Raw genomic sequence first — 15,637 nt, forward strand, 5'->3', positions numbered from 1 at the left:
GGTACAGCTCCATTTACATGCGGAACACGCCGAAGCGGCTCGGCTCGATGGGCGCATTCAGCGCGGCGGACAGGGCCAGCGCCAGCATGTCGCGGGTCTGCAGCGGATCGATGACGCCGTCATCCCACAGCCGCGCGCTGGAGTAGTAAGGGTGGCCTTGGGTTTCATACTGGTCGAGGATCGGCTGCTTGATCGCGGCTTCCTCCTCGGCGCTGAACGCTGCACCGGCGCGTTCGGCTTGTTCGCGCTTGACCTGCACCAGCACGCCGGCCGCCTGTTCTGCGCCCATCACGCCGATGCGTGCATTCGGCCACATCCACAAAAAGCGCGGGTCGTAGGCGCGACCGCACATGCCGTAGTTGCCGGCACCAAAGCTGCCACCAATGATCACCGTGAACTTCGGCACCTTGGCGCACGCCACGGCCGTGACCAGCTTGGCGCCATGCTTGGCAATGCCGCCAGCTTCGTACTTCTGGCCGACCATAAAGCCGGTGATGTTCTGCAGGAACAGCAAGGGAATACCGCGCTGACAGGCCAGCTCGATGAAGTGCGCGCCTTTTTGTGCGGCTTCGGCGAACAGAATGCCGTTGTTCGCGAGGATCGCTATCGGGTAGCCGTGCAAGTGCGCAAAACCGCACACCAGTGTGGTGCCGAACAGCGCCTTGAATTCGTCGAAGACTGAAGCGTCGACCAACCGCGCGATCACCTCGCGCACATCAAATGGCTGCTTGGCATCCGCCGGAATCACGCCATACAGTTCTTCGCCGGCGTACAGCGGCGGCGCCGGCGTGCGTTGCACCAGTTGCCCTTGTTTGCGCCAGTTAAGGTTGGCCACGCTGCGCCGCGCCAGGGCCAGCGCGTGTTCGTCGCTGTCGGCATAGTGGTCGGCCACGCCGGAGATTTTGCAGTGCACATCGGCACCGCCGAGGTCTTCGGCGCTGACCACTTCACCTGTCGCGGCTTTTACCAGCGGCGGCCCGGCGAGAAAGATGGTTGCCTGCTGGCGCACCATGATCGCTTCGTCGCCATGGCCGGTACGTAGGCGCCACCGGCGGTGCACGAGCCCATCACCACCGCGATCTGCGGAATGCCTTGGGCACTCATGTTGGCCTGGTTGAAGAAGATTCGCCCAAAGTGTTCACGGTCGGGAAACACCTCATCCTGGCGCGGCAGGTTGGCGCCGCCGGAGTCCACCAAGTAGATGCACGGCAGGCGGTTCTGCTCGGCGATGGTCTGCGCGCGCAGGTGTTTTTTCACCGTGAGCGGGTAGTAGGAACCGCCTTTCACTGTGGCGTCGTTGGCGACAATCATGCATTCGATGCCTTCCACGCGGCCGATCCCGGCGATCACGCCGGCGGCGGGCACGTCTTCGCCATACACCTGATAAGCGGCCAACTGGCTGAGTTCAAGGAACGGCGAGCCTGGGTCAAGCAAGCGGTTGATGCGCTCGCGCGGCAGCAGTTTGCCGCGCGCGGTGTGCCGCGCCTGAGCGTTCGCGCCGCCGCCGTGTTGAACATGCGCGAGCAATGTGCGCAGGGCGTCGACTTGAAGGCGCATCGCCGCGCTGTTGGCGGCAAATTCCGCCGAGCGCGGGTTGAGCTGGGTGTGCAAGGTGGCCATGGCGCGCGCTCCTTCAGCGGGTTTCGTTGAAGAGTTCGCGGCCGATCAACATCCGCCGAATCTCACTGGTGCCGGCGCCGATTTCGTACAGCTTGGCGTCACGCAACAGGCGCCCGGCAGGGAATTCGTTGATGTAGCCATTGCCGCCCAGAATCTGGATGGCATCGAGGGCCATTTGCGTGGCGCGCTCGGAGGTGTAAAGGATCACCCCGGCGGCATCCTTGCGCGTGGTTTCGCCACGCTCGCAGGCCTGGGCCACCGCGTACAGGTAAGCGCGGCTCGCATTGAGGTGCGTGTACATGTCGGCAACCTTGCCCTGAATCAGCTGGAATTCGCCGATGCTCTGGCCGAACTGCTTGCGGTCGTGGATGTACGGCACGATCAGGTCCATGCAGGACTGCATGATGCCGATCGGGCCGCCGGCCAGCACCACGCGTTCATAGTCGAGGCCGCTCATCAGCACTTTGACGCCGCCATTCAGCGCGCCGAGGATGTTTTCCTGCGGCACATGCACGTCGTCAAAAAACAGCTCGCAGGTGTTGGAGCCGCGCATGCCCAGCTTGTCGAACTTGCTGCCACGGCTGAAGCCCTTCCAGTCGCGTTCGACGATAAAGGCGGTGATGCCATGCGCGCCTTTTTCCACGTCGGTCTTGGCGTAGATCACGTAGGTGTTGGCGTCGGGGCCGTTGGTGATCCAGGTTTTGCTGCCGTTGAGCACGTAGTGGTCGCCGCGTTTTTCGGCACGCAGTTTCATCGAGACCACGTCAGAGCCAGCATTCGGCTCGCTCATGGCCAAGGCGCCGACATGCTCGCCGCTGATCAGTTTTGGCAGGTAATGGAGTTTTTGCGCGTGGCTGCCATTGCGGTTGATCTGGTTGACGCAGAGGTTGGAGTGCGCGCCGTAGGACAAACCCACCGAGGCTGACCCACGGCTGATTTCTTCGATGGCCACCACGTGCGCCAGGTAACCGAGACCGGCGCCGCCGTATTCTTCCGGCACGGTGATGCCGAGCAGGCCCATGTCACCGAACTTGCGCCACAGGTCAGCGGGGAACAGGTTGTCGCTGTCGATGTGTGCTGCGCGCGGGGCGATTTCCTTGGCCACGAAAGACTGCACTTGGTCGCGCAGCATGTCGATGGTTTCGCCCAGGGCGAAGTTCAGGGACGGGTAACTCATGGACAGGCACCTTAATGTGAGCTTTGTTTTTGTGTGGGTTGAGCGGCGGCGGAGGTCGCTCACCTTTACGTTAACGTAAGCTTGCGTTACGGTGCTGTCAATCGCAGTTTACGTTTACGTCAACCTAAAAAAAAGATAACAGGGAGTCGTTATGGATCAACCTAATCCAAGCTACAGCCGTGGCTTTCAGGGCAAGCCCTTACTGGCCATGACCATCGGCGAGGCCTTTGATCACACGGTTGTGCAACATGCCGATGGCGAGGCGCTGGTGGTGCGTCATCAGCAACGCCGTTACAGCTGGCGGCAGTTGGCCGAAACGGTTGATTTGCACGCCCGTGCGTTCCTCGCCTTGGGCATGCAGGCCGGCGACCGCCTGGGTATTTGGGCGCCCAACTGCGCTGAGTGGTGCATCAGCCAGATCGCCAGTGCCAAGCTCGGCGTGATTCTGGTCACTATCAACCCGGCCTACCGCAGCAGTGAATTGGACTACGTTCTCAAGCAGGCAGGTTGCCAATGGCTGGTGTGTGCAGGGTCGTTTAAAAGCTCCGATTACCACGCCATGCTGCAGGAACTGAACCCCGACCTGCGCGCCCTGATCAGCCTCGACCCCAGCCCGCCCCCGGGGTTTATACCCTGGTCGCAGTTGGCGGCGCTCGGCGCCGGTGTCCCGCCCCAACAGTTGCACAGCCGCCAGGCCAGCCTGCATTTCGATCAAGCCGTCAACATTCAGTACACCTCCGGCACCACCGGTTTCCCCAAGGGCGCCACCCTCAGTCATCACAACATCCTCAATAACGGCTACATGGTCGGCGAAAGCCTGGGCCTTACCGCGCAGGACCGGCTGGTGATTCCGGTGCCGCTGTATCACTGCTTTGGCATGGTCATGGGCAACCTTGCTTGCATAACCCACGGCACCGCCATGATCTACCCCAATGACGGCTTCGACGCGCTGTTAACCTTAAACGCCGTCGCCGAAGAGCGCGCCACCGGGTTGTACGGTGTGCCGACCATGTTTATCGCGCTGCTCGATCACCCACGCCGGGGTGAATTCGACCTGGCGACCTTGCGCACCGGCATCATGGCCGGCGCGACGTGCCCCATTGAGGTGATGCGCCGCGTCATCAGCGAGCTGCATATGGGCGAGGTGCAGATAGCCTACGGCATGACCGAAACCAGCCCGGTGTCGCTGCAGACCGGCGCCAATGATGATCTGGAACGCCGCGTCACAACCGTTGGCCGCACCCAGCCACACCTGGAAAACAAGATCATCGACGCCGCCGGCAACACGCTCGCTCGCGGTGAAATCGGCGAGCTGTGCACACGTGGCTACAGCGTGATGCTGGGCTACTGGAATAACCCCGAAGGCACCCGTCAGGCCATCGATGCCGCGGGCTGGATGCACACCGGTGACCTGGCGACCATGGATGAGCACGGCTACGTGTGCATTGTCGGGCGCAACAAGGACATGATTATTCGTGGTGGTGAAAACGTGTACCCGCGCGAGCTGGAAGAGTTTCTCTTCACACACCCTGCGGTCGCCGACGTGCACATTATCGGTATCCCGGATGCGGTTTATGGCGAGGCGATCGTCGCCTGGGTCAAGTTGCATCAAGGCCATGCGGTTAATGAGCTGCAGCTGCAAGCCTGGTGCAAGGGCCGCATCGCGCACTTCAAGACGCCCAAACATTTCAAGTTCGTGGAAACGTTTCCGATGACGGTAACCGGCAAGATCCAGAAGTTTCGCATGCGCGAGATCAGTATCGAGGATTATCGGCCTGCGGCGGCTGATTGACTGCGCGTTCCGGCCCACGTGCGAGGGGCAGGGCTGACGGTTTTTATCTACCTCATTGCAAGCGATCGAATGCCACATATTGACTGTTCATCAGGTCAATTAGAGTTCGCTACATGGCATGCCTTGAACAAAGTGACAGTCCTCCAATAAACGCCGCGCCGAGTGTGCATGGCGTTGTCGTACAGGCACGTTTGCCAGCGTGGTACAGCGCTGCCGCAGGCCAGCGAAAGACACAATTACATGAGTGGGCGCTGAGCTATCCACCCTGGTACAAAAAACTATCCCTGGACAGGCGGCAGCGTGTGCAAGCGGCCCATCAAAGGGGCATGGACGCACTTAATCAGTTGGATAAGTGTTTCAAGGATTTAAAAGGTGCTGTCGAATTTGCCGAGCCGTTGTTGCTGGCCGCGATGCGCAAAAAATTTGGCCGAGAGGTGGATGTAAAACGCGTCTTTTTTGCACGTAAGGAGTTCATGCCGAGTGATCGCTCAAAGGTCTTTGGCCCAGAAGCGAGCGGGTATTGTTACTACAAGGGCGTCAGCCTGATTGAGGCGGCGCTGCAGAACTTTTCAGCGGATGAGGCCCTGGAACCGGAAGATAGCCCCTCCAGCATTATTACGCGGTATGACTTTCATCAGCAGTCGCCACCGACCACGTTTAATGAGACGGCCGTCGAGGTGCGCAAAGAACTGATCAGCCCCCATGCGTTTGCCGGCATGTGTCGGGAACTGGATCTGGGCGCGCTGTACCTTGCGCATGTAACCGCGATTGTTAACCCACCAGAGCGTGCCGGGGTGGCCGAAGGCAGTGCGGCCGCTAACGTGCGCAGTCGTATCACCGCGTCGACCCTACAGCAGTTGTTATTGACTGTTGAAGTGGCGCTGGAAGTTGGGCATATACAACAGGATTCCTGTGCACTATTACGTGAATTAGCCTACTGGACAGCGGGCATGCAGTGGCGCGGCGCGCCTGTGCACTTTTCCAACTTGAAAATGCTGGGTGTTGAGCTCAAGCAGATTATCCTCATTGGGCCTATGCGCTTCGGGTATGTGCAGGGTGTCCAGGTGTTCTTCAAAGAGCCTTGTATCGTGTATATCCCTGGAGACCCGGTGTGTGTGTTGAAGGAGTACGCAAGCCTGAGCGAGTTACAGGATGATCTGTCCGACAGGCTGTGTTCGGCCAGTTATCGACGATTTTTTAGTCAGTGCGTACCCTATGAGCACCACACTCGGTTTTTCAACACGCTGAAACTTCACCTTGATCCCGACGGCGAACAGGCCAACGACGCAGACTTCGATCCGGGGCATAAAAACCTGCGTACCTGGTCAACGGGTTATGGTGAGGTTATGCCTCATTCCTGGAACGATCATTCTCGGCAAAAAGTCGATTTAATGCTGAGCAATGCCCAGGCAATGGTGACCTCCACCGCCACGGCTGACGACAAAGCACATAACGCATGGTTGATGTCGTTGGCTGGCGGGGCGTTGACTGTATTGAATGTTGCGTCTTTCGTCGTACCGCAACTGGCGCCCCTGATGCTGATGGTCGGCGCGGTGCAAATGCTCTATGAGATAGGGACTGGCGTCGAGGCCTGGGAAGAGGGCGACATGCAAGAGGCGTGGGCGCACGTTTCGGCGGTGGCCTTTAATGTGACGACGGCGGTTGTGGGCGCCAAGCTATTGCCGTTGTTCAAGACGCCGTTTGTCGAAGCGCTGACCCACGCGCGTTGCGCTGACGCAAAGGTGCGTTTGTATGCACACGGGCTCACACCTTACCTGCGAAAGGTCGCCTTGCCCGAAGCCTTGAGGGCCAATGCAAAGGGCTTGTTTGAACACGAGGGTGGTTTATACCTCCCGCAAAACGCCGGGTATTATCGGGTGGAACCGTTGGGTACCGGCAACACCTACAAAATCCTGCACCCGGAAAACCCATCAACCTACTCGCCACAGGTTTGCCGTACAGAAGGCGGTGCGTGGATACATGAGCATGAGCACCCGTTGAAGTGGACCACGGCGCAGTTGATGGCGCGGCTGGGGGCGCAGACACAGAGGTTGGCAGAGCCACCGGATAAACTTGCGCGCATTTGCCAAATAGCCGCGGTGGACAGCAGCGTATTGCGCAAGATGTACGTAGACCAGGCGCCTGTGCCAGGGCTATTGGCAGACACCCTCAAGCGTTTTGAACTTGACGAGAGCATCGCGAGCGAAGCGCCGGGTGTGAGCGCTTCACGGGTGGCGGGGCATCAGGCGGATCTTTTTGCGCAACGTTATGCGGCCGCAGAGAGCGAGAGCGGTGAAGCACGCATGTTACTCAAGCGCACGTTTGGGACGCTGCCCGACAGCGTGGCGAAAGAGCTGTTGGGCCATGCCAGTGAATCTGAAATGCAGATGATCGAGCAGCGCAACCGCGTGCCCTTGCGTTTGGCGCAAGAGGCTCGCTATTACCAGCAAGACGTGCGCCTGGCGCGTGCCTATGAAGGGCTTTATCGTAAAACCCTGGGCAATGACGACACCCAACGAATGGTCCTGCACAGCCTGGAAAAGCTCACAGGTTGGCCGAACGACCTGCGCATTGAAGTGGTCGAGAAGGGCGCCGGCGGCAAGGAGCGCCTCCTTGATTGGCTGGGGCCGCAGAACGCCACGGTCAAGCGGCGCCTGATCAAGTTTGGTCCTGTAAACCTCTATGAGGTGCAGGATAACCGGTTCGGCGTACTGACCGCTCAAGCGGATATCTATGGTGCGGTGCACGCCGCCATTTTGCCCGAGGACAGGGTGAGCCTTGGTCTGACCGCGCATGATCGCGGGGCGAGCCTGAAACGTACGCTTGAAAACCGGCAATTGATGCCGCGCAGCGAGTTGCGCAGCCTGTTGCAGATGCAGCCGATCAAGCCGGGGTACAAACCACCGATGCGCCTGGCTGACGGGCGTATCGGGTACCCGTTGAGCCCGCTGCCTGGCGCTGTCAGACGCCCATTTGCCTGTGAAATGAAAGCCTCGATGCTCTATCCCTCCAAATCGATTGGGGAGGTCGAAGTTTTTCTGGGCCTTGCGGGCCTCAGTGACGCCGAGGTTCTGGCCAGGTTAACCGAACTTGAAGCTGAGCTTGAGCAGCTTAGAGTAACGCTGAACACATGGCAGCAAGCGGGGCAAGCGCAGGGTTACGGCCGCTCTCGGGTCAGAGTCTCCAATACCATTCGTGACGCTTGGCAGCGCTATTCGCCGCAAGCAACGGCAGCTGATCAAACCGCCATCGGGCACCTCCTCGACTTGTCGGACGAAGCCTGTGGCGAACTGCCGGCCTTAACCGCCAATATGGACCATGTGGGTTGCTTGCGGCTGAATCGAATGGCGCTGTCCGATGAATCCCTGGGGTTTCTGAAACCTTTCGGTGGCCTGCGCTGGCTGAGCATGAGCAATAACAACTTTACCCGGTTACCGGAGTTTGCAAATGACGGTATCGGCCTGACCAAGCTGGACCTGAGTGCCAATGATATTCGCTTGACCGACCTCACAGCGGCGCGCCTGGAAAGCATGCGCGGCTTGAAGATTCTAAATCTGGCCAACAACCGTCAACTGGGCTGGACAGCCAATCTCGAAGGCTTATGGAGCCTGAACCAGCTGTACTTAAGCCACACCGAAACCGCCACGTTCCCGACCAACGCTGACCAACTGGCCAACCTTGCGAGAATCGATCTACATTCCAACCAGATCTCCACGTTGCCTGAATACGCGTACCGGCAGCGCGAACGAATTATCCTGCACGACAACCCGCTGTCCGCTGCTACGCGTGTGCGTCTTGGGCTGGATGCGCCGTTGGGTGAGCATGTTACGGTTCTGGAGGGGCAAACATTATGGCTGCATGACACGCCGGCAGCCGCGCGGGCAGCGCGCGTCCAGCTCTGGAGCGATGTGGCCGCAAGCCCCGGGTCGGCTGCGTTTTTTACGGTGCTGGCCGACACTACCCGGTGCGCCGAATACCGCTCCCAGACCGCGCGTGCGCAACTGACCGTGCGCGTCTGGGACATGCTCGAGGCGGCCGGTGAACGACAGCAGGTCCGCGAACAGTTGTTCGCGGCTGCGGATGACAGATTTACCTGCGGTGATGGCAGCGTGCTTGAATTTATGAACCTGGAGCGTGAGTTGCTGGCCTTGCAAGCGCTGGAGTTGGCCGATGCGGCAGGCGCTGAAACCCAACTGATCAGCACCGGCAGAAAGCTGTTGCGGCTTGCGTTGGTAGACGCTATTGCTCAACGAGATGCTGATTTGCGCGGGCCCTTATTTCATGAGGAAACCGAAGTCATACTCGCCTACCGAATAAGATTGGCGGAGAGACTTTCGTTGCCGGTCAAATCCCAAGGCATGTTGTTTCCCCAAGTGGCTGCTGTGAGTCAAGAGGCCATCGATAACGCTTATGCAAGTGTTCTCAGGGATGAACGTATCCACGGCAATGAAGAAGCCTTTTTTGTTAAGCAGGGCTTCTGGAACAGGCACCTTGGCAGTCAATACGCAGCGGCATTAAAGGCATTGATGGCACCCGTCAATGAACACTTCATTGAAAAAAACGCAGCGTTAGAAGCATTGGCAGACATACAGCATGAGCAGGATATTGAGGCGGACCAAGCGGTACAGGATCAGTGGCTGGCCAAGCGAAATGCGGCTGTCGACAGGCTTGTCACTCTGCTGGGCAAGCAACACAACGAAATACTGGTGAATGATTCGATGCAAAGTGGTTTTTTTGTAAATGAATTGCAGGCGCTGATGGCTGCGCGGCAAGTGCAGGAGACGCAGGTACTACGCACGTTGACGCGTAGGGTGTTGAATAACCACTACGCAGTGCAAGGGTCCGAGGTTTGACGGGTTAAGACGCAAGAAGCACAAAGGGGACCCGAAGGTCCCCTTTAATCTGTCGTTGCGTGCTCTTTTTTATTATTGAGGGGCGGCCTGTTGTTGTTTTTGGCAACCGTTACCCTTACTGCTGTTTTTAGCGACCCCCATTCGGGGTCAAGAGCAAACGTATTTTTTTGAGCGCTGATCTGCTTCTTCGCATGCGATCCAACCAGTGGGTAGCTACCTGAAGGTAGTTTTGTTCTTCTCTATCCGGTTGCGGGTTTCGGCATCTGCCGTACCCTGCGAAGCACATCTTCTCCAAAAAAATCTGTTAGCTGCGTCTCTGCCGTGTTGTTTTTGTTATGTCAGAGTCGTTTCGTCTTATTTTTATTAGGTTTGGCGCTTTTTATTCTTGTTATGCAATAGAGATAGCAGAAGCCGTGCCAACTTTAAAAAATCATTTAAAATCAACAGCTTGTGTTTTTCACGAAAAATGGCCAGCGGAAAAATACAGGAAATATGTTCCCGTGTTACTCGCCAGGTAAGCGGGCGGTAACACATTGTCACAGCCGCGTTACTCAACCGGCGTTACGCGCTTTGGCCACGCGCGATCCGGTCGGCCTGCCCAGCAGACTGCTGATCTGCTGGCCCGCGCGAATCAATAGCTCCAGGTCGATACCGGTGTCGATACCCAAGCCATTGAGCAGGTACACCACATCTTCGGTGGCCACGTTACCGCTGGCGCCCTTGGCATAGGGGCAGCCGCCAAGGCCCGCGATAGAGCTGTCGAACACATGGATGCCTTCGAGCAGGCTGGCGTAGACATTTGCGATCGCCTGGCCATACGTGTCGTGGAAGTGGCCTGCCAGTTTGTCGCGTGGCACCTGCGCGCCGACCACCTCGAACAACCGCCGCGTAGCGCCCGCCGTGCCGGTGCCGATGGTGTCGCCCAGCGACACTTCATAGCAGCCCATGGCAAACAGCTCGCGGGCGACTGCGGCCACTTGTGCCGGTGCAACATCACCTTCGTAGGGGCAACCCAGCACGCACGACACATACCCGCGCACGCTGATGCCGTGCTGCCTGGCCGCGGCCATGATCGGTGCAAAGCGCTCCAGGCTTTCGCTGATGGAACAATTGATATTGCGCTGCGAAAACGCCTCGGACGCCGCCGCAAACACCGCGACTTCCTTGACGCCGGCCGCCAGCGCATCTTCAAAGCCGCGCAGGTTCGGCGCCAGCGCACCGTAGGTCACACCGGGTTTGCGCTGGATCTGCGCAAATACCTCGGCGGAGCCGGCCATCTGCGGCACCCATTTGGGCGATACAAAACTGCCGACTTCGATAGCGCTCAAGCCCGCCGCGCTGAGCGCGTCCACCAACTGGACCTTGTCGGCCACGCTGATGGGCTGGGCTTCGTTCTGCAAACCGTCGCGTGGGCCGACTTCTACCAGGCGTACATGGGTGGGGAGGGGCATGGCGTTTACCTTCTGATCAAGGGCCAACCTGGCCCATGGTGTGCGCGAGGGCCTGGGTGCAGCGCTCTTCGGCGGTGTCGAGTTCCAGCTTCATCTGTTCAATATCCAGCAGCTGTTGCTCAAGCTGTTCACGGCGCTCGGCGATCTTCACCAGCATGCTGTTGAGCTGGATGTGGTTGCCGCTGGAGGGGTCGTAGAGTTCGATCAATTCGCGGCATTCGGCCAGGGAAAACCCGATGCGTTTGCCGCGCAGGATCAGCTTCAGGCTGACCTTGTCGCGCGCCGAATAAATGCGCTCCTGGCCCCGACGCTCCGGGGCCAGCAGGCCTTGTTCCTCATAAAAGCGAATGGCGCGGGTAGTGATGTCGAGCTCGCGGGCGAGGTCGGAGATGCTGTAGGTCGTGCTCATGCTGACGCTCAAGAAGGTCTTGAGCGTTAGGCTAGTGGCTGGTTGACGTTAACGTCAAGAACTGACTCTGCCGTTGGGCGGCGAAGCCGCCGCAAAAACGCCACAGCGCCATCAAGCCTGCTGTTTATCCAGCTTCTTTTCATGCGCCGTCACCTGCTGGCACAACTCGATCATCTGCTCACGCATCCAGCGGTTGGCCGGGTCCTGGTCGGTGCTTTCGTGCCAGTACAGATGGGTTTCCACCGGCGGCACATCGTTCACCGGCAGGTTGAACCACTGCAGTTCATGGCGACGGGCAAAACGCTCGGGCACCGTCATGACCATGTCGGTTTGCTGCAACACCTGCGAGGCCATCAGGTAATGCTGCGAGCGCAGGGCGATTTTGCGCTGAATGCCCATCTTGCCCAAGGCCAGGTCGACGTGGCCCAGGCCATTGCGGCGGCTGGAAATATGGATATGCGTCAGCGACAGGTAATCATCCAGGCTGAATTTGTCTTTGCCTGCCATTGGGTGGCCCTTGCGCATGGCACACACGTAGCGGTCTTCCATCAGCTTGACGTGGCGCACTTGCGGGTCAGTGTTGAGCGGTGCATCCACGGCAAAATCCAGGCGCCCGGCGGCCAGTTCCTTGGTGGTTTCGCGGCGTTTGGAGAGGAAACTCTCGATCACCACGGTCGGCGCCAGGCGGCGCAGGCGCTGGAACAGCAGCGGCAAAATTACCGCCTCGGTAAGGTCGGTCATGCTGATGCGATAGGTCTTGGCGGCTTGTTGCGGGTTAAAAATCCGGCTTTCCTGCACCGACACGCGCAGCAACGACAACGCGTTACGCACCGGGCCGATGATGTTCTGCGCCATCGGCGTGGGCACCATGCCTTGGGCGGTGCGCACGAACAGCGGGTCGTTGAAGGTTTCGCGAAGACGCGCCAGCGCGTTGGACACCGCAGGCTGGGTGATGCCGACAATCTGCCCGGCGCGGGTCAGGTTGGCTTCGGTGTAGATCGCGTCGAAGACGATAAACAGGTTGAGGTCGACCTTGCTCAGATTCATGTCGTTGCGCTCTTATTGTTAGGTGGCGATTTGTCAGGTGGCGATTTGTGAGGTGCTGATGCACCGATCATATATCGGTGATGAATGTTAATACACGCCGAGAATAGGTTAGGTAAATTATCAGCGCTGTTCTAGCATCGATTGCATGACCTAAACAACCTCTCAAAGAAGGGAGCTGCTCATGGATTTCGCCTATTCGTCCAAGGTTCAGGAATTGCGTGAACGCGTCACCGCGTTCATGGACGCTTACGTTTACCCGGCCGAAACGGTGTTTGAACGCCAAGTCAGCGAAGGGGATCGCTGGCAGCCCACCGCAATCATGGAAGAGCTCAAAGCGCGGGCCAAAGCCGAAGGCCTGTGGAACCTGTTCCTGCCGGAATCCGAATTGGGCGCAGGCCTTTCCAACCTTGAATATGCGCCGCTGGCGGAAATCATGGGCCGGTCCTTGCTGGGCCCGGAGCCGTTCAACTGCTCCGCACCCGACACCGGCAATATGGAAGTGCTGGTGCGTTACGCCAACGCGGAACAGAAGCAACGCTGGCTTGAACCGCTGCTGCGCGGCGAGATCCGCTCGGCGTTCGCCATGACCGAGCCGGACGTGGCGTCCTCGGACGCCACCAACATGGCCGCCCGCGCCGAGCGCCAGGGCGACGAATGGGTGATCAACGGCAAAAAATGGTGGACCTCCGGCGCCTGCGACCCACGCTGCAAAATCCTGATTTTTATGGGCCTGAGCAACCCCGACGCGCCGCGTCACCAACAGCACTCGATGATCCTGGTGCCGGTGGACACGCCCGGCGTGAAAATTTTGCGCCCGTTACCGGTATTCGGCTACGACGATGCGCCCCACGGCCACGCCGAGGTGCTGTTCGACAATGTACGCGTGCCGTATGAGAACGTGTTGCTCGGTGACGGCCGCGGCTTTGAAATTGCCCAAGGCCGCCTTGGGCCGGGGCGTATTCACCACTGCATGCGCTCCATCGGCATGGCCGAACGCGCACTCGAATTGATGTGCAAGCGCGCCGTCAGCCGTACCGCGTTCGGCAAGCCACTGGCGCGGCTGGGCGGCAACATCGACAAGATTGCCGACTCGCGGATGGAGATCGACATGGCGCGTCTGTTGACCTTGAAGGCGGCGTACATGATGGACACGGTCGGCAACAAAGTCGCGAAAAGCGAAATTGCCCAGATAAAGGTGGTGGCGCCGAACGTGGCGTTGAAGGTGATCGACCGCGCGATCCAGATGCACGGCGGCGCCGGGGTTTCCAACGATTTCCCGCTGGCCTACATGTACGCCATGCAACGCACCCTGCGCCTGGCCGATGGCCCGGACGAAGTGCACCGTGCGGCAATCGGCAAGTTTGAGATCGGCAAGTACGTGCCTAAAGAGCTGCTGCGCAGCGGGCAGTAAAAACCTGTGGCGAGCGCGCTCGCCACAACGGCTTAATACACCCAAACCTCCACCCGCCGATTCTTGATCCGGCCTTCGTCCGCCGTATTCGCGGCGACCGGCATCTGCGCGCCGAACCCGCGAATATCGCGCAGCACCACAGCGTTTTTAACCAACTCGCGCCGCACCGCCATCGCCCGCAACTTCGACAACAACGCCGCACGCTGCGGGTCGTCCTTGGCATCGCCAAACCCCACCAGCGTCACCTGCTTGTCGAGCTTGCCGTGGCTTCTTAGATAAGCCACTACCCGTTGCAAATCCTGGCGCGCCTTGTTGTCCAGGCTGGCACTGCCTTCCTCAAACCGAAAATTCACGGTCAAGCGCTGCGCGTCACGTGCGATCGCTTGGTAGTCCTCGGGCATTGAAGGGCGCGGCTCCACGCCAATCGCCTGCACGTGCTGCGCGATAAACCCGTTGGCGGCCACAATCGCCTGGCCCTTGCGGCTCTGGGTAAAGTCCACCAGCGCCTTGGCCCACAGGTTGTGACTTGACGGCGGCAGGTAGAAGAACAGCCGTCGTGACAGCGGGTAATCCTCGGTGGCGATCAGGCTATTCAGCGGCAGCATCGGTTGCGAGTCGCCGTCGACAATCGCCACCGCCTTGGCCTGGCGAACATAGGGCAGGCCGATAAAACCGATGCCGTGCGGGTCATGGCTCACGGCATCGGACAATGCCTCGCTGGACTCGAAACGCTTGGCTGAGGCCGCGAGGGGCTTGCCGCGGCGGCTCAGTACCAGCTCCTTGAAAGTGTCGTAGGTGCCGGATTGATCATCGCGTGCATACAGCTGAATCGGCCCGCCGACACCGCCCAACGCCCCCCACGTGCTGACCTCACCGTTGAAGATCTGCGCCAGTTGCTCGGTGTTCAGGGTGTTCAACGGGTTGCGCGGGTTGAGGATGATTGCCAGCCCGTCGATGGCGATGACTTGTTCGGCCTCGGGGCTCTTAAGGTCGCCGAGGGGTTCGAGGTCCACCAGCTCGCTGTCCTTGATCGGGCGGGATGCGGCGGCCAAGTCGGCAGTGGCATTTTTCAGCGCGGTAAACCCGGTGCTGGAGCCGTGGGCCGCGACGTCGATGGTGACGGTTTTGCCCTGGCGAGTTGTGCCGATCACGCGCTGTTCATTGGCGCCCTCGGCGGGTTCGCTGTGCACGTTCTGTAAACCCTGATGTTCCATCAAGCCCTTGGCCAGGGCAGGGCCGAGTGCTGCGCCAATGGTGTTGGAGCCCTGGATGCGTAACGCCGGGCCTTGATCGGGAACGGGCAGTGGCGCAGCAGCAGCGCAGGGCGGCAAGGCGCAGCAAATTGCCAGGAACAGAACGCGCAGCATCATGCCGGCACCTTCTCAAGCCAAAGGGAGTGCCGGGAGATTAAGTCAGTTGCATTTCAGTGATGTGACTGAGGCATAACAAATCGGGTTGTTTTGGATCAAAAGCGTTTTTCTGTGGGAGCGGGCTTGCTCGCGATGGCCTCAACCCGGTATGCCTGATGGTCCGAGGTGCCTGCATCGCGAGCAAGCCCGCTCCCACATTTTTGAATGCAGTCTGCTTGGGGATTGAAGCCACACTGGGATCAGTGTTCGATCACTTCACCGCGCAGCGCCGCCAGCCGCGCTATTAACCGATTCTGCACGGGCACTGCGATACCTTCGCTGTCCATCGCCTTGATCAAGTCCTCCACCAGCGCATTAAAATCACTGCGACTGACCTTCTGGCCCTTATGCACCTCAGCCATACCGTCTCCGGTATAGGTACATGGCCCGCCCGCCTCTACACAGAACTTCTCGATCAACTTGTTACGCAAACGCTGTATATCGACCCGGCGAAAGTGCTCAACAATG

The 15,637-nt window shown here is 59.4% G+C and carries 9 protein-coding genes and 1 pseudogene; 3 read left to right on the forward strand and 7 right to left on the reverse strand.

Translation table 11 applies throughout. The features are described from left to right. Positions 1-13: 13 nt before the first annotated feature. Together F0169_RS00110 and F0169_RS00115 are read right to left on the reverse strand one after the other, a co-directional pair. A pseudogene (locus tag F0169_RS00110) lies at positions 14-1,620 on the reverse strand (carboxyl transferase domain-containing protein). Between the two features lie 13 nt (positions 1,621-1,633). After that, positions 1,634-2,797, reverse strand: coding sequence for an isovaleryl-CoA dehydrogenase (locus F0169_RS00115; protein WP_152745068.1), 1,164 nt, complete (start codon positions 2,795-2,797; stop codon positions 1,634-1,636). Positions 2,798-2,948: 151 nt separating this feature from the next. Between F0169_RS00115 and F0169_RS00120 the strand changes: the two genes are divergently transcribed. Further along, positions 2,949-4,589, forward strand: coding sequence for an AMP-binding protein (locus F0169_RS00120; protein ID WP_152745069.1), 1,641 nt, complete (start codon positions 2,949-2,951; stop codon positions 4,587-4,589). Between the two features lie 191 nt (positions 4,590-4,780). Next, positions 4,781-9,442, forward strand: coding sequence for an NEL-type E3 ubiquitin ligase domain-containing protein (locus F0169_RS00125; protein WP_241679019.1), 4,662 nt, complete (start codon positions 4,781-4,783; stop codon positions 9,440-9,442). 551 nt (positions 9,443-9,993) lie between these two features. On the opposite strand, the gene F0169_RS00130 is transcribed toward F0169_RS00125, so the two are convergent. The 3 genes from F0169_RS00130 to F0169_RS00140 all read right to left on the reverse strand — a co-directional run bounded on the left by F0169_RS00130 (position 9,994) and on the right by F0169_RS00140 (position 12,349). After that, positions 9,994-10,893, reverse strand: a complete 900-nt coding sequence (locus F0169_RS00130) for a hydroxymethylglutaryl-CoA lyase (protein ID WP_152745071.1) — start codon at positions 10,891-10,893, stop codon at positions 9,994-9,996. A 16-nt stretch (positions 10,894-10,909) separates the two neighbouring features. Further along, positions 10,910-11,302: a MerR family transcriptional regulator gene (locus F0169_RS00135; protein WP_058415571.1), complete on the reverse strand. Its 393-nt coding sequence runs from the start codon at positions 11,300-11,302 to the stop codon at positions 10,910-10,912. A gap of 111 nt (positions 11,303-11,413) precedes the next feature. Beyond that, on the reverse strand, positions 11,414-12,349 hold the full coding sequence (locus tag F0169_RS00140; protein ID WP_058415570.1) for a LysR family transcriptional regulator: 936 nt from the start codon (positions 12,347-12,349) through the stop codon (positions 11,414-11,416). A 181-nt stretch (positions 12,350-12,530) separates the two neighbouring features. Here F0169_RS00140 and F0169_RS00145 point away from each other — a divergent pair, with 181 nt between their 5' ends. Beyond that, positions 12,531-13,760: an acyl-CoA dehydrogenase gene (locus F0169_RS00145; RefSeq protein ID WP_058415569.1), complete on the forward strand. Its 1,230-nt coding sequence runs from the start codon at positions 12,531-12,533 to the stop codon at positions 13,758-13,760. A gap of 32 nt (positions 13,761-13,792) precedes the next feature. Here F0169_RS00145 and F0169_RS00150 read toward each other — a convergent pair whose 3' ends face one another. Together F0169_RS00150 and F0169_RS00155 are read right to left on the reverse strand one after the other, a co-directional pair. After that, the gene (locus F0169_RS00150; RefSeq protein WP_152745072.1) at positions 13,793-15,130 is read right to left on the reverse strand and encodes a substrate-binding domain-containing protein; all 1,338 of its coding nucleotides are present in this window, start codon (positions 15,128-15,130) and stop codon (positions 13,793-13,795) included. Positions 15,131-15,369: 239 nt separating this feature from the next. Then, positions 15,370-15,637 (reverse strand): group I truncated hemoglobin (locus tag F0169_RS00155; protein WP_172979275.1); only part of this gene is annotated, 268 nt, incomplete at its 5' end.

The organism is Pseudomonas kitaguniensis (genome assembly GCF_009296165.1).
Taxonomy (GTDB): domain Bacteria; phylum Pseudomonadota; class Gammaproteobacteria; order Pseudomonadales; family Pseudomonadaceae; genus Aquipseudomonas; species Aquipseudomonas kitaguniensis.

Coding starts and splice junctions, on each gene's coding strand:
- F0169_RS00115 (WP_152745068.1), bottom strand. CDS start 2,797: ATGAGTTACCCGTCCCTGAACTTCGCCCTGGGCGAAACCATCGACATG.
- F0169_RS00120 (WP_152745069.1), top strand. CDS start 2,949: ATGGATCAACCTAATCCAAGCTACAGCCGTGGCTTTCAGGGCAAGCCC.
- F0169_RS00130 (WP_152745071.1), bottom strand. CDS start 10,893: ATGCCCCTCCCCACCCATGTACGCCTGGTAGAAGTCGGCCCACGCGAC.
- F0169_RS00135 (WP_058415571.1), bottom strand. CDS start 11,302: ATGAGCACGACCTACAGCATCTCCGACCTCGCCCGCGAGCTCGACATC.
- F0169_RS00140 (WP_058415570.1), bottom strand. CDS start 12,349: ATGAATCTGAGCAAGGTCGACCTCAACCTGTTTATCGTCTTCGACGCG.
- F0169_RS00145 (WP_058415569.1), top strand. CDS start 12,531: ATGGATTTCGCCTATTCGTCCAAGGTTCAGGAATTGCGTGAACGCGTC.
- F0169_RS00150 (WP_152745072.1), bottom strand. CDS start 15,130: ATGATGCTGCGCGTTCTGTTCCTGGCAATTTGCTGCGCCTTGCCGCCC.